The sequence below is a fragment of the Micromonospora xinjiangensis genome, assembly GCF_056150165.1.
The window spans coordinates 643,022-659,992 of the sequence record NZ_JAXCFO010000003.1; the positions used below are offsets into that span (position 1 = coordinate 643,022).

A 16,971-nucleotide genomic window follows, 5' to 3' on the forward strand; every position below is an offset into this window, starting at 1 on the left:
CGCTCCGGGGTCGGGCGGGTCACTTCAGGATCAGGCGGTTGGTCTGCTCGAAGACGTCCAGGTCGGCGAGGGTCTCCACGACCGAGGGGGAGAGCGGGCCCGGGAGCTGCTCCCGGTGGAAGAAGCCGGCGTCGGTGGTCTCGTCGGTCACCCGGGAGAGCGTGCCGTCCCACTCCTCGACCCGGAAAGCGGTCGTGAAGATCTGGTACGTGTGGCCGTACATGTTGGTGTGGGTGCGGTCCGGGCCGGTGTAGAGGGCGAACGCGCTCACCCGCAGCGCCCGCAGGCCGGTCTCCTCGCGCACCTCGCGTACCGCGCAGTCGGCGATCGACTCACCCAGCTCCATGGCGCCGGCGGGCATCGCCCACTGCCCGTTGTCGGAGCGCCGGATCAGCAGGACGCGCCCGGCGTTGTCCCGCACCACGGCCCGGGCCCCGACGAACATCAGCGTGCGGTCCCCGGCCAGGGCACGCAGCTGCCCCACGTACGAATCGGCCCAGGAGATGCTCACCCGGACAATTTACGGGCCGGCGCCCCGGGCGGCGGGCGTTCCAGGGTTCCCAAGGTGTGACCGGCGACACTAGCTTGTCACCCATGCGTAGCACGATGATGGACGCCCCCCTCCAGGTCTCCCGGATCCTCGACCACGGCGCCACCGTGCACGGCACGGCCGAGGTCGTCACGTGGACCGGCGCCGAGCCCCGGCGAATGACGTACGCCGAGGTCGGCCGGGCCGCCGCCCGGCTCGCCCACGGGTTGCGCGCCGAGTGCGGCGTGACCGGCGACGAGCGCGTCGCGACGTTCATGTGGAACAACAACGAGCACCTGATCGCGTACTTCGCGGTGCCGAGCATGGGCGCCGTGCTGCACACCCTGAACATCCGCCTCTTCCCCGACCAGGTCGCCTACATCGCCAACCACGCGGAGGACCGGGTGGTGCTGGTCGACACCACGCTGATCCCGTTGCTGGCCCGCGCGATCGGCGACATGACCACCGTCGAGCACGTGGTGGTGGTCGGCGGCGGGGACCCGACGCCGCTGGTCGAGGCGGCCGGCGGCCGGATCACCGTGCACCGCTGGGACGACCTGCTCGCCGGTCGGCCCGACACGTACGACTGGCCGGTGGTCGACGAGCGGGACGCGGCGGCGCTCTGCTACACGTCCGGCACCACCGGCCACCCGAAGGGCGTGGCGTACTCGCACCGGTCGATCTACCTGCACTCGCTCCAGGTGTGCATGCCGGAGGGCTTCGGCCTCGGCCCCACCGACCGGGAACTGGCCATCGTGCCGATGTTCCACGCGATGTCCTGGGGGCTGCCCTTCGCGGCCTTCCTCTCCGGCGCCTCGCTGATCATGCCGGACCGGTTCCTCCAGGCCGCGCCGATCGCCGAGATGATCGCCGCCGAGCGGCCGACCCTGGCGGGCGCGGTGCCGACCATCTGGACGGACCTGCTGGCCTATCTGGACAGCCACGACGTGGACACCTCGTCCCTGCAGGAGGTGATCGTCGGCGGCTCGGCCTGCCCGCCGGCGCTCATGCACGCCTTCGAGGAGCGGCACGGCATCCAGGTCATCCACGCCTGGGGCATGACGGAGATGTCGCCGCTGGGCTCGGTCTCCCGCCCGCCGGCCGGCGTGAGCGGAGAGGAGGCCTGGCGCTACCGGTACACGCAGGGGCGGGTGCCGGCCGGGGTCGAGGCGCGGATCGTCGGGCCGGCGGGGGAGCCGCTGCCCGCCGACGGCACGTCCGTGGGCGAGCTGGAGGTCCGTGGGCCGTGGGTCACCGCGCGGTACGTCGGCGACGAGACCCCGGACGAGGAGAAGTTCCGCGACGGGTGGCTACGTACGGGCGACGTGGGGACGCTCTCGCCGGACGGCTTCATCACGCTGACCGACCGGGCGAAGGACGTCATCAAATCCGGCGGGGAGTGGATCTCCTCGGTGGAGTTGGAGAACGCGCTCATGGGGCACCCGGCGGTGTTGGAGGCCTGTGTGGTCGGGGTGCCGGACGAGCGCTGGGACGAGCGTCCGCTGGCGACGGTGGTCGTCCGGGAGGGCGCCTCGGTGAGCGCCGAGGAGTTGCGGGACTTCCTGTCCGCCTCGGTGGCCCGTTGGCAGTTGCCCGAGCGGTGGGCGTTCATCGACGCGGTGCCGAAGACGAGCGTCGGGAAGTTCGACAAGAAGGTCGTCCGATCGCGGTACGCGGAGGGCAAACTCAGCATCCGCGAGCTCGCCGCGCCGTAACGTTTCTCCCCGGGCGTACGCCTGCTTGGGTAGGAGAGCCTTCCAAGGACCTGCCTCCCCAGGGGCGGCCCCGGCGTTCGCACCGCGCCGGGGCCGCCCGTTCCTTTGCGGGGCGACCCGCAATGCCATTATTGCGAGAGTTGTTCGCGTACGTCCCGATGACGGCGAAATCTCCGCCGGTGTTCGGCGAATTCGTCCAGCTCAGGAGGCGGTCGGGCCGGCGTCACGCTCGCCGGTGTTGATCAGCACCTTGCCGACCACCGAGTTCTCCACCGCCTGGTGAGCCGCGGCCGTCGCGGAGAGCGGATGGTGGTGCAGCGGCAGCCCGGCCTCCTCGCCCACCCGGACAGCCCCCTGGGCGACGGCCGCGCAGATGTCGACGATCGCCTGCGCCTTGGCCGCCTTCGGCTCGGTGTAGACCAGCACGAACTGCCAGCGCGCGTTCGGCCCCAGCGAGGGCCGGACCGGGATGGTCACGTCGCTGCCACCCTCGTCGGCGTACACGCAGATCGCGCCGCCGTTGTGCAGCACCTGCGCGTCCGCGGCCGCGTTGGCCGCCGGAGCGACCTCGACGATCGTGTGTACGCCGTCGGGAGCGATCTTGCGTACCTCCTCGACCACGTCCTGCTCCCGGTAGTTGATGACGTGACTGGCGCCGGCCGCCGCCGCGAGCTGCGCCTTCTCGGCGCTGCTGACCGTGGCGACGACGCAGGCGTCGGCCCAGCGGGCGAGCTGGATGGCCGCGTTGCCCACCGCGCCCGCCCCGCCCTGCACCAACACCGTGTGGTCGCTGAGCGCCCCGGCGTGCAGCTTGTCGGGCATGTACTCGCCCGCGGTCAGGCACCGGTGCGCGGTGAGGAACGGGATGCCGAGGCTGGCGCCCAGGTCGAACGACGCACTGCCGAGGCTCACCGCCTGCCGGACCGGGATCACCGTGTACTCGGCGGCGGTGCCCCACGGCCGCTGCCAGGCCGCCTCCCAGAGCCACACCCGCTCGCCGATCAGCTCCTGGTCCACGCCCTCACCGACCGCCTCGATCACCCCGGCGCCGTCCTGACCCGGGGTCTGCCACCCGTTCTGGAGCGGGGTGCTCCGGCGGGCCTTCCAGTCCGTCGGGTTCACGCCCGAGATGGCCACCCGGACCAGGACCTCGCCGGGCCCCGGCTCCGGCGTCGGCCGGTCGACCAGCTGAAGCACCGACGGGTCGCCGTTGCGCTCGTACACGATCGCCTTCATCGCCGTCTCCTCCCGGAACGTCCCGCACTGCCCCTACCCGGCGGGTCACCGATCATTCCGGGAGTGGGTGCCGACGAACCGGGCGGGCGCGGCACGCTCAGCCGAGCGCGTCGACGACCTCCGGCGTGAGCGCGTCGATCGAGGAGAGCAGCACGGCGGCGAGGGCCTCCGCGTCCGGGTCCAGGGGGTACGCCCCGTGCGGCACCGCCACCACCCGCATCCCGGCGGCGGCCGCCGACCGCACGCCGTTGGAGGAATCCTCCACTGCGGCGCAGCGCGCCGGGTCCACCCCCAGCCGCTGCGCCACCGCGAGGTAGACGTCCGGCGCCGGCTTTCCCCGGGCGGTCTCCTCGGTCGAGAGCGTCGCGCGGAACATGCCGGTCAGGCCCGTGGCCTCCAGGGTCGCGGCGATCAGCCGGGTCGGCGACGAGCTGGCCAGCCCCAACGGCCACCGCTCGGCGACCCGGCGCACCACCAGGTCGGCGTCGTCGATCAGCGGGACGTGGTCCGCGTACCGCCGGGTCATCTCGTCGACCACCTCGGTGGCGACCTGCGCGGCGGTGCGGTCGACGCCCAGCTCGTCGCTCAGGTAGCGGGCCCACTCTCCGGTGCTCATGCCCATCAGCCGGCGCTGGCTGTCGGGTTGCCAGGTCCCGCCGTGCGTCGCCACGTACGCCCGCCGGACCTCCTCCCAGACCGGCTCGGAGTCCACGATCACGCCGTCCAGGTCGAAGATCACCGCATCTACCACGCCCCCATCCTGCCCGACCGAGGCCCGGCGGTCTCCCCGGCGGCCGGGGTCAGCCGGACCAGGCGACGTCGCGGCTCACCCGCGCGTAGTACCGCGACAGCTCCGCGTCCATCTGTACGGTCCGGTCCTCGCTGACCGTCACCTGCGGCTCCTGCCTGGCCCTCGTGGCGAGCATGCGGTGGCGCAGCCCGTACGGCGGGTGCGAGGCGAACAGGGACGTCTGCTCCCGGACGGACAGTTGGCGCAGCAGCGGGAGCTGCCCGGCGGCGGCCGCCAGTGAGCGGGCCGTCCCAGCCTGCCACGCTGCCGGCCCGTGCCCGGCGCGCGACGCCTGACGGACCACGAGTGCCAGGGACTCGGAGCGCAGCAGCACGTCCAGCAACCGGACCGCCCCGTCCGTGCCCGCGGCCCGGGCGGCCTTCTCGTCGGCGAGGTACTCGGCCCGCTGGCTGTCCCGCAGTGCGGTGGCGACCAGCAGGAGATGACCGCCGAACAGCAGCCGGGACACGATCCAGGAGAACATCCGCCCCAGTGCGTCCCCGATCATCTCCACCAGTCCTCCGCCGCGGACCGAGTCCACGGGGCGGAAAAGGTCGGCGGCGGTGCCGAGCATGGTGAGCGCCGGCTGGGTAACTGGCAACCGGCGTACGTCGCCGTTGACGAAGTGACCTAGTTCGTGCCCGAGCAGCGCCACCCGCTGCTGCCCGTCCAGTGCGCCCCACAGCGGAAGCCCGAGGGCCAGGACACGCCGTCGGCGCAGCCCCACCTGGGTCGCGTAGGCATTGAGGCTGGCGTCCACCCCGATGACGTGTGGCAGCGGCGCACCCACCGCCCTCGCCACCTCTTCCACCAGTGCGTGCAGTTCGGGCGCCTCCTCCCGGGAGAGGATCTCCAGGTCGGGGTCGATTCGGCCGAACCGGGGGCGCAGCGCCACCGCAAGACCGATCATCGCCACGCCGAAGACGACGGCGATGTTCGGGAAGGGGTACGCGAACAACAGCCACCCGCCTGTGACCGCAAGCGCCAGCACACCGGCGACGAGCAGCAGCGACGCCGCCGCGGTCGCCACGCCGGCCGGTCCGATACCGGTGGACTCGAGCGGACGGTCGACCAGGGCGTCGTACTGCTGGCGCGTCAGGCGCCCGGCCAGCCGGTGGGTGCGCCGGTCGATCCACGCCCAACCGAACTCCGGCGCCTGGCGCGCCCGGTCGTAACCGTCAAGGTTCCATTCGCAGGCGGCGCACCAAGGCATGGCCTCCAGCGCCGACACGGTCGTCTTGCCGCAACGAGGGCAGGCGTCCGCCCCGGCCGTCGTCATGATCACGATGGCCGATCCTGCCGGTGCCGTCTCCGGCGTGGTACCGGCCGTTCAGCCGATGCCGGCAGCGCGCCCGGCGGCGGTCAGGCCGCGAGCGCCGGCAGCCCGATCGGGTTGTCGGGCGGGAGGATGGTGTGGCAGGCGCGGGCGATCGGTTCGAGCAGGTCGCGCAGCCGCTCGGTGCGCTCGGCGCCGAGCGCCTTCCAGGGCCGGGCGGCCGCGGCGTCGGTGGCGTCCTCGACCGCCTCGAAGCCGGCGTACCCCCGCTCGGTGGGCCTGCCGTCCCGGGTCAGCCAACCCCGGGCCGCCAGCCGCTCCCGGGCGGCCTGCCACTGCTCCTCGGTCCAGCCCCGCCCGAGCAGGTTCTGCGCCGGCATGTCCACCGCGACCCGCCAGGCCAGCGTCTCCACCGGGTCCAGGTCGGCGGCGACCAGCGCGGCCACGTGCCCGTCGCCCCGAGTCTCGCGCAGGGTGGTGGTGGACTGCCAGATCCGGGCCAGCGGGTACTCGCCGGTGGGCAGAGCCGCGTTGGCCGCGCCGAGCACCCGCCCACAGGTCTCCACCGCACCGGCCGCCGCCTCCAGCAGGTCGGCGGCCTCGACCAGGTGCGACTCGGGAAGCTCGTACGTCAGCTCCGCCAGCGCCTGCACGGCACCGGTGAGCCGGGCCCGGAGCGCCTCCTGCGGCGTGGCCAGCCGCCACACGGCCGGCAGCGCCCGACTCACCATCGGCGGCGCGAAGGTGAAGAACGCGGCGATCACGGGAGGGGCCTCGGTCGGGCCGAGCGGGGCGGCCCGGCCGGCGAAGTAGCCCCGCCAGTAGCCACGCAGCCCGGCCGCCTCGTAGGCGGCGCGGGCGCGCGGGTGGAAGTAGGTCACGGCGTGCACCGGCTCGTAGTGCCGCCACATCAGCCGGGCGGTCCGCCCGGGGCCGTCCAGCGCCGTCACGTGCACCTCCGCGTGGTGTCAGAGTCGACCCGGGGCCGCGGAACGACCCAGGGTGACCCGGAACCTACTGGAGGTGCGTGACGGGCCGGAAGCCCTCTGTGGGCAACTGCATCGCCATCAGGTGACGGACCGGGACGAACCGGTGCCGCTGGCTTCTACTGGGCGGCGAGCACGTCCACGACGAAGCGCAGCGGGCCGGCCGGGCGGCCGCCGGCGCCGTCGTTGCCGTACGCCAGCTCGGCGGGGATGTCGAGCTGCACCCGGCTGCCCACCGTGACCCCGACGAGGCCCTGGTCCCAGCCCTGGATGACCTGGCCGACGCCGATCGGGAAGCTGGCCGGCTGGCCGGTGTTCCAGGAGGAGTCGAACTCCTTGCCGTCCTTGTAGAAGACACCGACGTAGTTCGTGGTGATCGTCTGGCCGGCGGTGACCGCCGGGCCGGTGCCCTTGATCAGCGGCGTGACGGTGAGCTTCTTGAGCTCGCCGGTGCCGGCCTTGACCGTCGGCTTGGTGCCCAGCGCCGGGTCGGCGCCCTCGGGGAGCTGCGGTGCGCCGGGGGTCGCGGCCGCCTCGTCGGCGGGGGCGCTCGCGGACGGGGTGGCGCCCGCCTGCGGGGCGTCGTCGTCGCCACCCTGGCCGACGATCACGAAGACGGTGATCAGCACCGCGGCCACCGCCAGACCGCCCAGGCCGCCGATCCACTGCTGCCGGCGACGCTTCGCCTCGGCCGCCTTCTGCGCGGCCAACTGGGCGGCGAGCCGCCGCTCCGTCTTCGACCGGTTCTGAGTCCGCTCGCTCACTCGTCGACTCCCTGGGGAAGGTGGGTGGCCGGCACCGGTGCCGGGGGGACGCCGACGCACACGGTACCCGCCCGGACGCCTCCGGTGCCCGCCCCGGCATGCCGGAATGCCGCCCCGGTCAGCCCTCCACGTACCGGCCGAGCGCCGCCCGCAGGTGGTTCTTCGGGCGGGAGCCGACCATCGTGCCGACGAGTTCGCCCCGGCGGAACACCAGCAGGGTCGGCAGCGACATGATCTGGTAGCGGCGGGTCACCTCGGGGTTCTCGTCCGAGTCGAGCGTGACGATCTCCAACTGCCCGGCGAACTCCTCGGCCAGCTCACGCAGGCTGCGGGAGATGGCGTGGCAGGGTGGGCACCAGTCGGCCCACACGTCGACCACCACGGGTCGGTCGGCGGCCAGCACGGTGCCGGCGAAGCTCTCGTCGGTGACGGCGGTCAGGGCGTTCTCCGCAGTTTGCGGCATGTTTCCTCCCGTTGGGCGATGGCGTGGGCCAGCTGGTCGCGCAGCTCCCGGCGGACGCCGTGCAGCCGCTCGATGCCGGCGTCCACCTCGGCGAGCTTGCGTCGCAGCACGGCCACGGAATCCGGACAGACGTGCCCCGACGCGTTGCCCGCGCGCAGGCAGGCCACGAAGGGGCGGATGTCGTCCAGCCCGAAGCCGACCGCGAGCAGAGCCCGGATCTCGCGTACGACGTGCAACTCGGACTCGTCGTAGACCCGGTAGCCGTTCGCCGAGCGGGCCGCCCGGACCAAGCCGTGCGTCTCGTAGTACCGCAACGCCCGGGTGCTCGTGCCGGCGCGTTCCGCCAGTTCGCCGATCCGCATCCGACCTCCTCGTTGCTGGCCTCGCGCTGAACGCTAGACCTTGCCGTCGGCGTCAAGGCAAACCCGAAGCGCGGAGAAGTCGGCCCGGCGGCGGGACCGCCGGTAGATTTCGACCATGAAGATCCTCACCGATGAAGACCTCGCCCTGCTGTCCGAACCGCAGCTCGCCCACGTCGCCACCATCGAGGAGGACGGCACCCCCCACGTCACCCCCGTCTGGGTGGACACCGACGGCGAGCACATCATCTTCAACACCGTCAAGGGCCGGGTGAAGTACGAGAACATGCGGCGCACCCCCCAGGTCGCGATCTCGGTGGCCGACAGGGCGGACGACTTCCGCACGCTCTGGGTCAAGGGCACCGTCGAGCTGGTGACGGAGGGCGCCGACGAGCACATCGACCGGATGGCGAAGAAGTACCTCGGGCAGGACACCTACCCGTTCCGCCGGCCCGGTGAGCAGCGGGTGATCGTCCGGGTCACGCCGACGGAGAAGCTCGGCCGCGGCTGACGGCCCGGGCGGCGCCGGAGCGGGATCAGGCGGTCTTGCGGGTGGTCTTCTTCGCGGGCGCCTTCTTCGGCGCCGCCTTCTTCTCCGCCGCGGCGGTCTTCTTCGGCGCCGCCTTCTTGGCCGGCTCCTTCTTCGGCGCGGCCTTCTTCTCGGCGGTCTTCTTCGCCGGCGCCTTGGTGGCCTTCTTCTCCGCCGCCTTCTTCTGGGCGGACCGGGCCGCCGAGATCGGTGTGGGCTCGGCGCCGCCGCCCCGGGCCGGCTCGCCACGAGCCGCCTTCGCCCGCTCCACGGACGCCTTCAACGCCGCCATCAGGTCCACCGCCGCGGGCGGGGCCTCCTCGACCTCTTCCGGCTGGACGACCTCCCGGCCCTCCACCTTCGCGTCGATGACCTCCTGCAACGCCGCGCGGTAGTCGTCGGTGAACGCGTCCGGCTCGAAGTCGCCGGTCATCGAGTCGATGAGCGAGCTGGCCATCGCCAGCTCCGGGGGACGGACCTTCAGGTCCTCGTCGAGGAAGCCGAAGTCGGGCGTACGCACCTCGTCGGGCCAGAGCATCGTGTTGAGCAGCAGCACACCCTCGCGGACCCGCAGGGTGGCGAGCTGTTCCCGCTGGCGCAGCGCCACCTTCACGATCGCCACCCGCTCCGAGTCGAGCAGCGCCTCCCGCAGCAGCAGGTACGGCTTGGTCGCCGTGCCCTCCGGCTCCAGGAAGTAGGCCTTGTTGTAGAGGATCGGGTCGACCTGCTCGGCCGGGACGAACTCCAGCACGTCGATCGCGTGCGAGGTGCTCAGCGGCAGGTCGGCGAAGTCCTCGTCGGTGAGGATGACCATCTCCCCGCCGCCGATGTCGTACCCCTTGGCGATGTCGTCGTAGCTGACCTCCTCACCGCAGACCGAGCAGGTGCGCTTGTAGCGGATCCGGCCACCGTCCTCACGGTGCACCTGGTGGAACCGGATGTCCTTCTCCTCGGTGGCGGAGTAGAGCTTCACCGCGATCGAGACCAGCCCGAACGAGACGGCTCCCTTCCAGATGGCCCGCATGCCAGCTCCTCTCCCCGGTACAGATCAGGATCGCAAAGGATCGAAGCGGGCGCGAGGACTTCCGCCGCGAACTACAGTCAGGAGGTGCCCGGCGCGCCTCTGAAGCCGATGCTCGCGATGACCGGGCAGCTCCCGGCGGGTGCCGGCTGGGCGTACGAGTTCAAGTGGGACGGGGTGCGCGCGCTCGCCGACATCTCCGGCGGCCAGCAGCACCTGTACGCGCGTTCCGGCGTGGAGATCACCGCCGCGTACCCGGAACTCGCCACCCTGCACCACCAGGTGGACGACGCGCTGCTCGACGGCGAGGTGGTGCTCTTCGACGAGACGGGCCGGCCCTCGTTCACGGCGCTCGCCGAACGGATGCACGTGCGGGACCGGAACAAGGCGGCCCGGCTGGCCGCGGTCATCCCCGTGACGTACATGATCTTCGACCTGCTCCGGATCGACGGCGAGGACCTGACCGGCTGGCCGTACGAACGCCGCCGCGCGGCGCTCGACGACCTCAGCCTGGGCGGCGCCCGCTGGGCCGTCCCGCCGGTCTTCTCCGACGGTCCGGCCACCTACGAGGCGGCCGGCGAGAACGGCCTGGAGGGGGTGATGGCCAAGCGGGTCGACTCGGTCTACCGGGCCGGGGTGCGCTCGCCGGACTGGGTGAAGGTCAAGCTGGAGGTCACCGGGGACTTCGTGGTCGGCGGGTGGCGCCCGGGGGCGCGGAAGATCGGCGGGCTGCTGGTCGGCGTGCCCCGCGCCGACGGCCGGCTCACGTTCCGGGGCCGGGTCGGTGGCGGCATCGGCGCGGCCGTCGAGCGGCAGCTCCTCGCCGAGCTGGAGCCACTGCGTGCGCCCGGCTCGCCGTTCGCCGGGGACGTGCCGCGTGAGGATGCCCGCGGCGCGATCTGGGTAACACCCCGGGTCGTGGTGGAGGTGAAGTACGGCCAGCGCACCCCGGACGGGCGGCTGCGGTTCCCCCGGGTGCTCCGGCTGCGACCGGACAAACCGGCCGAGGAGGTGACCGATGCCGACTGACCGGTTCCGGGTGGAGGTGGAGGGGCGCGCGCTGGAGCTGTCCAACCTGGACAAGGTGCTCTACCCCAGCGCCGGGTTCACCAAGGGCGAGGTGATCGACTACTACACCCGCGTCGCGCCGGTGCTCCTGCCGCACCTGCGTGACCGGGCACTGACCCGGATCCGCTTCCCGAACGGCGTCGAGGGGGGCTCGTTCTTCGAGAAGAACGCCCCGGCGGCGACGCCCGGCTGGGTGCGTACGGAGACCCTGCCCGCGCCCGGGTCGAGCAAGGGCCGGGAGACGATCGACTACGTGGTCGCCGACGACCTGCCCACGCTGGTGTGGCTGGCCAACCTCGCCGCGTTGGAGCTGCACACGCCGCAGTGGAAGGTCGGCGAGCACCCCGACATGATGGTGGTGGACCTGGACCCGGGTGCGCCGGCGGCGCTGAAGCAGTGCTGCCAGGTGGCGCTGCTCATGCGCGACCGGCTGGCCGAGGACGGCGTCGACAGCTATCCGAAGACGTCCGGGAAGAAGGGCATGCAGCTCTGCTGCCCGATCTCGGGCACCCAGCCCTCCGACGACGTGTCGGCGTACGCGAAGCGCATCGCCCAGGAGCTGGAGCGCGAACACCCGAAGCTGATCGTGTCGAAGATGGCGAAGAACCTGCGCCCCGGGAAGGTCTTCATCGACTGGAGCCAGAACAACGCGGCGAAGACGACGGTGGCGCCGTACTCGCTGCGGGCGCAGGCGGTGCCGTCGGTGTCGACGCCGCTGACGTGGGACGAGGTCGAGGCGGGCGCGGCCGGCAAGCGGCCGGCGACGAAGCCGTACACGGCCGACGAGGTGCTGAGGCGGGTCGAGAAGTCCGGCGACCTGCTCGCCCCGATCCTGGACGGCGGCCCCGAACTGCCCGGCTCCTGACCCGGCGTCCCCGGCCGCGCCGGGTCAGGACGGCGCGGGGATCTTCCGCAGCTCGGTCATGGCGTACCTGGTCACCGCCTCGACCATGCGTACGCCCGCCGCCTGCGTCCTGTGGTGGTGCGACAGCACCGCCACGAGCCAGTCGTGCCCCGGCTCGACGAGCCGCCCGATCGTGTTGACCTGCCAGAGGCCGTCGTCGGCGGTGATCGTGTCCCACCCGTTCTTGACGTACACCCCCGTGGTGGCCGGGCCGGCGGCGGCGGGAACGCCCCAGTCCTGCTCCTCGTCGACCCGGCTCATCAGGTCGAAGAGGTAGCCGCGCCCCTCCTCGTCCAGCGGGCCGTCCTCGGCCGTGAGCGAGGTGAGCAGACGGATCTGGTCGGCCGCGGTGGTGGTGGACATCCCCCACGACGTGTTCGGTCTGGTCTCCGTCATGCCGAAGGTCCTGTTCGCCGAGGCGAGCCCCGACTTCCCGCCGATCCGGCGGTACAACGCGGTCGCGGCCGCGTTGTCGCTCACCGTGATCATTTTCTTGGCGTTGCGCCGATCGGTGCTGGTGATCTTCTCCGTCCGCTGCCGGGCGCGCAGCAGCAGGGCGGCCAGGATGTCGACCTTCACGATGCTGGCCGTCTGGAACCGGGTGGTGCCCACCGTGAGCGCGATCTCGGAGCTCCGGTCCCGCACCGCCACCGTGACCCGGCCGTGCCCGATCCGCTCCACGTACGCCGCGATCCTCGCCCGGGCGAGCGCCAGGTGGTCCGGGGTCGGGCGGGGCGTGGGCGAGGGAGCGGCGGCGCCCCGACCCGCCGCCACGGGCGTCGACTCGTCGCCGCCGGCCATGTGCCAGGCGGCGTTCGCTCCCGCCGCTCCACCGCCCGTGACGGCCAGCACCGCGGCGGCCAGCAGCCCGCGGCGCGGGAGTCCCCGCCCGCTCACGCGGCCCGCTCCGGCGCGGCGTCCACGCCCTGGTCGCGGTCGGCCTGGGCGTGTCGGTACGCCGGGGCGGAGAACCGCGGGTCGTCTCCCGGCGAGTTGCGCGCAGTGTTCATCGGGCTCCCCATTCGCATGACGCCGCTGACGGCGCAGTCCTGAAACGGGGACGACGGGCTCAGGGGTTGCATGGCGTGCGTCACGGAGAAGCCGGGCGGGGTGCGCGCCAGCGGCGGCCGGTGATGTTCGGGGCGCCCCAACGCCCTCGTGCGCGGCTCGGGGCGGACGCGAATCCGGTTGACACCCCGGCCGCACCCGTCGCCTACTGGGCCACCGGGCGCGCGCACGCGCGGCCCTCGGGTACGACGCGACGAAGGACGACGTGGAGCAGACAGACACCCTCGACTGGGGCGAACTCGACGAGACCCATCTCCCGGCGCTCACCCGGCTGTCCGAGGCCTGCCTCGCGGCCGACGGCGGCCTCCCGCTGTTCGGCCGGGCGCCGCTGCTGCGCGCGCGGCTGCTCCAGACGTACACGCTCGGTGCCTGGCACGACGGCCGGCTCGTCGCCGCCGCCGGCGTCGGCAACACCGCGCCGCCGGCCGCCGGCGTCGGCAACACCGCGCGGCCGGCCGGCGCGGGACCGGCCACCGCGACGGGTCTGGTGCGTCCGGACTGGCGGGGCCGGGGGCTCGGCGGCCGCCTGCTCGACTGGGCCGCCGAGCGGGCCGGCGACGCCGACCTGCTGGTGACCACGGAGTCGTGGAGCCCGGGCGGGGACGCGCTGCTCACCGCGCGCGGCTTCGAACGGACCTTCGTCGAGTGGGTGCTGCGGCACGACCTCGACGCCCTCCCGAGCCCGGAGGCGCCCGAGGGGGTACGCACCGAGCCGGTGACCTGGCAGGTCGGGCCGGAGCTGTTCGAGACCTACCGGGCGTCCTTCGCCGACCGGCCCGGCTTCCGGGATCCCGGGGCCGACGGTTGGTTGGGGGACCTGCGCGAGGACGAGGAGTACCGCCCCGACCTGTCCCTGCTGGCCCGGGGGCCGGACGGGCGGGCCGTCGGGTTCGTGAACGTCATCGGCACGTGGGTCGACCAGGTCGGCGTGGTGCCGGAGTGGCGGAACCGGCGGCTCGGGGCGTACCTGGTGGCGAGCGCGTTGCGGTCGCTCGCCGCCGACGGGGCCCGGCAGGCGTGGCTCTGCGTCAACGACGACAACCCCGCCGCCGCCCTCTACCGCCGGCTGGGCTTCACCGACGCCGGCCGCCGCGCCCGCTACCTGCTCCGCCGCCCCTGACCCCGACGCCCTTCCCGTCGATCCCGAAGGCCCGGCGTTCACCACGTGGGGTGGACGCCGGGCCGGGGGCGGGCCGGCCGACCGCTGCCGGTCCGCCGCGGGTCAGCCGCGCCCGAAGACCTCCCGGCTGGACCCGAGTCGCAGGAACACCGTCTCGCCGGTGGCGTCCTGGACGGCGTCGTTGTCGGTGACCGCGTACACCTGGCCGTTGCCGGCCACGGTCAGACCCTCGAGCTTCTCCTGGGTCCACCCGTCGGTCGCGCGCAGCGCGGGCAGCACGTCGACGGCGAGCGTCTTCGACAGCACGCGCAGCGGGCCCGGTGCCGCGGCCGCGTCCGGCATCGGCACGGTGTAGACCCGCTTCAGGGCGGCGGCGGGGCCGTTCAGCTTGTCCCGCTCGATCACCGCGAGCCGGTCGCCGACCACGGTGATCTCGGAGAGGCCGATCCAGTCACCCGACACGGTGGTGGTGTTCAGCCGGTAACCGAACCAGCTCCAGGTGCCGGCCGTCACGTCGTACCGGCCCAGCCGGACGACGCCCGCCGGGTCGGTGGACAGCTCACGCTGCACCGCCACCCAGACGATCTCCCGGCCGCGCCGGTCGGTGGTGGCCGCGACGCCCTCCAGGCCCTGCTTGCCGAGACCGGCGGCGACGTCCGCGGGCAGCGGGACGACCTGCCGGGTGACACCGGCGGCGTCCAGCCGGACCAGGGCGTTCTCCGGGCCCGTGGCGCCCTCGACGGCGAGCCAGTAGCCGCCCTGGGGACGCGCGGCGATGCCCTCGGCGTCGTACCCGACCGGCTTGCCGGCGGGGTCCTTCACGGCCAGCGTGCCGGTGATGACGGCCGGTGAGCGCTTCGCGTCGATGGTCAGGATGCGGGTCTGCGAGTACGCCGCGTCGGTAACGCTGTAGAGCTGGTCCGGCCTGCCCGGCACCGCGCTCAGCGCGCCGAGGGCGCCCCAGCCGAGCGGGGTGCCCTGCTTGTCGGAGCCGGACACGATGCTCGGGACGGCCGGCGTGTCGTGGCCGAGGCGGTAGAGCGAGACCGAGGCCCGGACGTTGACCGAGGCGTCGTCCTCCTCACTGGAGACGGCGAACAGCCCCCGCGACGGGATGGGCAGCAGCCCCTCCGGCCCGTTGGTCGACGGCAGCACCTGCCGGAAGACCGGCTTCGTGGGGTTGCTCAGGTCGTACACGGCCACGAAGTTGCTGCGCTCCGAGCCGACGAAGCCGTAGCGCACGCCGTCGTACTCGGCGACGGCCACGCCCTCCGGCTCGGTGCCCTTCTTGCCGGCGCGGTCCTCGTTGTGCAGCCCGTGCGTGACGGCGAGCCGCTCGAAGCTGTTGCCGGCGTCCCAGGCGACCGTGCCGGTGCGGCTGTCGAAGATCGACCAGCCGCGGGTGCCGCCGCGCCAGTCGCCCTCGTTCGCCGTCGCCAGGTAGCGGTCGTCGATCCAGGCCACCGCGTCCGGCTCCCGCGGCACGTCGGTGATGGTGCCGGTCAGGCTGATCGTGCCGTCCTTGGCGGTGTCGATCCCGCCGACGGTCGCGGTGCCCGCGCTGAAGACCTTGGTGATCCGGCCGGTCGGCAGGTCGACGAGGGCGACGCCGTTGTTCTCCTGAAGGGTGACCGCCAGCTCGTTACGGCTGTTGATCGAGACGTACTCCGGCTCCGGGTCGACCGGCGCCGCGAGGCCCGCCGCGACCAGGGCGGGCAGCGCCTGGCCGTTCGGGCCGGTCAGCGGCACCGTCCGCAGCCGCCACCCGGCCGGTGCGGCGCCGGAAAGGTCGACGATCCGCACGAAGCCGCCGGGGAGTTGGGGCAGGTCGCCCTCGTCGCCGCCGGGCGGGGTGGCCTCCTCGTCGCGCTCGTTCTCGATGGCGATCGCGGCGTACCGCTTGTCCTTGCTGATCGCGATCGAGTCGGGCTGGCCGCCCAGGTCGAAGCTGCGCACCCGCTTGCGGGTGGCCAGCTCGATGACGTCCAGCCGGCCGGACGGCTCGGTGTAGCCGCGGCTGGTGTTCACGACGACGAGCACGTACCGGCCGACCACGGCGACCGAGGTGGGCTCGTCCTCGGCGTCGCCGAGCTGCGCCAGGGAGAGGGTGCCGAGGCCACGGGGCTTGTCGGCACGCGAGATGTCGAGGAAGCCGATCCGGCGGCCCAGCGCGTCGGTGTAGACCAGGGTGCGGCCGTCCTCGCTTACCGTCGAGATCTCGGCGACGGTCGGGGACGTCGGGTTTTCACCGGCCGGCCGGTTCTGGAAGACGGGGTAGGTGGCGACGCGGTCGAAGGCGAGCGGCTTGCCGGGGTGGTGGTGGCTGCCGCCGGCGGAGGCGGGGGTGGCGCCGGTCAGGCCGGCGGTGGCCACACCCGCCGCGGTGAGCGCGGTGAGTGCTCTTCTCAATGTCAAGGAGTTCCTCCGTAGGTGGTACCCGGACGGAGGCTGGCACCCGTGGAGGAGCACCAGCTTGCGCGGACGTGAACAGTCGACGAAGGAAAGGCCAGCCGCCGCGCGGGCTCGGCCACGACCGGCAGCCGCGTGGGGAGGAAGCGGGCGGCAGCTGGCCGGGAAGTCGGAGACAACCTTCCGTGGCGCTGCGCCGTGTTAGGGGCGTGACCGACCAAACACAACCACTGTCCACGGCGGACCGGTCGTACGTGGCGTTCGTCGAGGTGGCCTGGCAGCGACACATCCGGCTGGCCATGCTGCTGACGGGCGACCGGTGGCGTGCCGAGGAGCTGCTCCAGGACAGCCTGGTCAAGGTGTACGAGCGGTGGCGGCGCGTGTCGCGGTTCGACGACCCGCACTCGTACCTGCGCCGCGCCCTGGTCAACAACCACACGTCCGGCTGGCGGCGACGCCGTCGCGAGAGCCTCGTGGCGGAGGTCCCCGAGCGCGCCGCCCCGGCGGGCGGCGCGAATCCGGACACCATCGTCCTGCGTCGGGCGCTGCTGACATTGCCGCCGAAGCAGCGCGCGGTCGTGGTGCTCCGCCACTACGAGGACCTGACCGAGCGGGAGGTCGCCCGCGTCCTGGGCTGCTCGCTCGGCACGGTCAAGAGCCAGAACGCCAAGGCGCTGGACAAGCTCCGCCACCTCCTCGACGAACCCTCCTACGCGACAAGCAGGTGACCAGAG

16 protein-coding genes and 1 pseudogene are annotated in these 16,971 nt (G+C 73.0%); 6 read left to right on the forward strand and 11 right to left on the reverse strand.

Annotated features, from left to right (window positions below):
• Positions 1-19: 19 nt before the first annotated feature.
• On the reverse strand, positions 20-511 hold the full coding sequence (locus SM573_RS14895; RefSeq protein ID WP_474612763.1) for an NUDIX domain-containing protein: 492 nt from the start codon (positions 509-511) through the stop codon (positions 20-22).
• Positions 512-609: 98 nt separating this feature from the next.
• On the opposite strand from SM573_RS14895, the gene SM573_RS14900 reads away from it, so the two are divergent.
• Positions 610-2,244 carry a fatty acid--CoA ligase gene (locus SM573_RS14900; RefSeq protein ID WP_474616366.1) on the forward strand — a complete coding sequence of 545 codons (1,635 nt, stop codon included), beginning with the start codon at positions 610-612 and terminating at the stop codon, positions 2,242-2,244.
• A 201-nt stretch (positions 2,245-2,445) separates the two neighbouring features.
• Here the strand turns inward: SM573_RS14900 and SM573_RS14905 are convergent, their stop codons facing one another.
• The 7 genes and pseudogenes from SM573_RS14905 to SM573_RS14935 all read right to left on the reverse strand — a co-directional run bounded on the left by SM573_RS14905 (position 2,446) and on the right by SM573_RS14935 (position 8,121).
• Positions 2,446-3,480: an NADPH:quinone reductase gene (locus tag SM573_RS14905; RefSeq protein WP_474612764.1), complete on the reverse strand. Its 1,035-nt coding sequence runs from the start codon at positions 3,478-3,480 to the stop codon at positions 2,446-2,448.
• A gap of 97 nt (positions 3,481-3,577) precedes the next feature.
• A complete protein-coding gene (locus SM573_RS14910) occupies positions 3,578-4,231 on the reverse strand; it encodes an HAD family hydrolase (protein WP_474612765.1) in 654 nt (217 codons plus the stop codon).
• Between the two features lie 49 nt (positions 4,232-4,280).
• Complete coding sequence (locus SM573_RS14915) at positions 4,281-5,549, reverse strand: M48 family metallopeptidase (RefSeq protein ID WP_474616367.1); 1,269 nt, start codon at positions 5,547-5,549, stop codon at positions 4,281-4,283.
• Between the two features lie 83 nt (positions 5,550-5,632).
• Positions 5,633-6,457, reverse strand: a complete 825-nt coding sequence (locus tag SM573_RS14920; protein ID WP_474612907.1) for an SCO6745 family protein — start codon at positions 6,455-6,457, stop codon at positions 5,633-5,635.
• A gap of 194 nt (positions 6,458-6,651) precedes the next feature.
• Positions 6,652-7,331: pseudogene (locus SM573_RS14925) on the reverse strand (FKBP-type peptidyl-prolyl cis-trans isomerase).
• A gap of 83 nt (positions 7,332-7,414) precedes the next feature.
• Positions 7,415-7,759 (reverse strand): thioredoxin family protein, encoded by a 345-nt coding sequence (locus SM573_RS14930; protein ID WP_474616306.1) that lies wholly within the window; start codon positions 7,757-7,759, stop codon positions 7,415-7,417.
• On the reverse strand, positions 7,732-8,121 hold the full coding sequence (locus SM573_RS14935) for a MerR family transcriptional regulator (protein ID WP_474612767.1): 390 nt from the start codon (positions 8,119-8,121) through the stop codon (positions 7,732-7,734). Before SM573_RS14935 ends, SM573_RS14930 begins: the two co-directional genes overlap by 28 nt.
• Positions 8,122-8,236: 115 nt before the next feature.
• Here SM573_RS14935 and SM573_RS14940 point away from each other — a divergent pair, with 115 nt between their 5' ends.
• Positions 8,237-8,629, forward strand: coding sequence for a PPOX class F420-dependent oxidoreductase (locus tag SM573_RS14940; RefSeq protein WP_474612768.1), 393 nt, complete (start codon positions 8,237-8,239; stop codon positions 8,627-8,629).
• A 25-nt stretch (positions 8,630-8,654) separates the two neighbouring features.
• Here the strand turns inward: SM573_RS14940 and ku are convergent, their stop codons facing one another.
• Positions 8,655-9,671 carry a non-homologous end joining protein Ku gene (gene ku / locus SM573_RS14945; RefSeq protein WP_474616307.1) on the reverse strand — a complete coding sequence of 339 codons (1,017 nt, stop codon included), beginning with the start codon at positions 9,669-9,671 and terminating at the stop codon, positions 8,655-8,657.
• 84 nt (positions 9,672-9,755) lie between these two features.
• Here ku and ligD (SM573_RS14950) point away from each other — a divergent pair, with 84 nt between their 5' ends.
• Complete coding sequence (gene ligD / locus SM573_RS14950; protein WP_474612770.1) at positions 9,756-10,697, forward strand: non-homologous end-joining DNA ligase; 942 nt, start codon at positions 9,756-9,758, stop codon at positions 10,695-10,697.
• Positions 10,687-11,601, forward strand: a complete 915-nt coding sequence (ligD, locus tag SM573_RS14955) for a non-homologous end-joining DNA ligase (protein WP_474612771.1) — start codon at positions 10,687-10,689, stop codon at positions 11,599-11,601. Before ligD (SM573_RS14950) ends, ligD (SM573_RS14955) begins: the two co-directional genes overlap by 11 nt.
• Before the next feature lie 24 nt (positions 11,602-11,625).
• Here the strand turns inward: ligD (SM573_RS14955) and SM573_RS14960 are convergent, their stop codons facing one another.
• Positions 11,626-12,537 (reverse strand): serine hydrolase, encoded by a 912-nt coding sequence (locus tag SM573_RS14960; RefSeq protein ID WP_474612772.1) that lies wholly within the window; start codon positions 12,535-12,537, stop codon positions 11,626-11,628.
• 376 nt (positions 12,538-12,913) lie between these two features.
• On the opposite strand from SM573_RS14960, the gene SM573_RS14965 reads away from it, so the two are divergent.
• Positions 12,914-13,828, forward strand: a complete 915-nt coding sequence (locus tag SM573_RS14965) for a GNAT family N-acetyltransferase (RefSeq protein ID WP_474616308.1) — start codon at positions 12,914-12,916, stop codon at positions 13,826-13,828.
• A gap of 102 nt (positions 13,829-13,930) precedes the next feature.
• On the opposite strand, the gene SM573_RS14970 is transcribed toward SM573_RS14965, so the two are convergent.
• Positions 13,931-16,243 carry an esterase-like activity of phytase family protein gene (locus tag SM573_RS14970; RefSeq protein WP_474616309.1) on the reverse strand — a complete coding sequence of 771 codons (2,313 nt, stop codon included), beginning with the start codon at positions 16,241-16,243 and terminating at the stop codon, positions 13,931-13,933.
• 203 nt (positions 16,244-16,446) lie between these two features.
• Between SM573_RS14970 and SM573_RS14975 the strand changes: the two genes are divergently transcribed.
• Positions 16,447-16,965 (forward strand): SigE family RNA polymerase sigma factor, encoded by a 519-nt coding sequence (locus SM573_RS14975; protein ID WP_474616310.1) that lies wholly within the window; start codon positions 16,447-16,449, stop codon positions 16,963-16,965.
• Positions 16,966-16,971: the final 6 nt, after the last annotated feature.

What these genes read in the sequence shown, in the direction of transcription:
- SM573_RS14900 (WP_474616366.1), top strand. Translation starts at nt 610, where the DNA reads ATGGACGCCCCCCTCCAGGTCTCCCGGATCCTCGACCACGGCGCCACC.
- SM573_RS14905 (WP_474612764.1), bottom strand. Translation starts at nt 3,480, where the DNA reads ATGAAGGCGATCGTGTACGAGCGCAACGGCGACCCGTCGGTGCTTCAG.
- SM573_RS14915 (WP_474616367.1), bottom strand. Translation starts at nt 5,549, where the DNA reads ATGACGACGGCCGGGGCGGACGCCTGCCCTCGTTGCGGCAAGACGACC.
- SM573_RS14920 (WP_474612907.1), bottom strand. Translation starts at nt 6,457, where the DNA reads ATGTGGCGGCACTACGAGCCGGTGCACGCCGTGACCTACTTCCACCCG.
- SM573_RS14930 (WP_474616306.1), bottom strand. Translation starts at nt 7,759, where the DNA reads ATGCCGCAAACTGCGGAGAACGCCCTGACCGCCGTCACCGACGAGAGC.
- SM573_RS14935 (WP_474612767.1), bottom strand. Translation starts at nt 8,121, where the DNA reads ATGCGGATCGGCGAACTGGCGGAACGCGCCGGCACGAGCACCCGGGCG.
- SM573_RS14940 (WP_474612768.1), top strand. Translation starts at nt 8,237, where the DNA reads ATGAAGATCCTCACCGATGAAGACCTCGCCCTGCTGTCCGAACCGCAG.
- ku (WP_474616307.1), bottom strand. Translation starts at nt 9,671, where the DNA reads ATGCGGGCCATCTGGAAGGGAGCCGTCTCGTTCGGGCTGGTCTCGATC.
- ligD (WP_474612771.1), top strand. Translation starts at nt 10,687, where the DNA reads ATGCCGACTGACCGGTTCCGGGTGGAGGTGGAGGGGCGCGCGCTGGAG.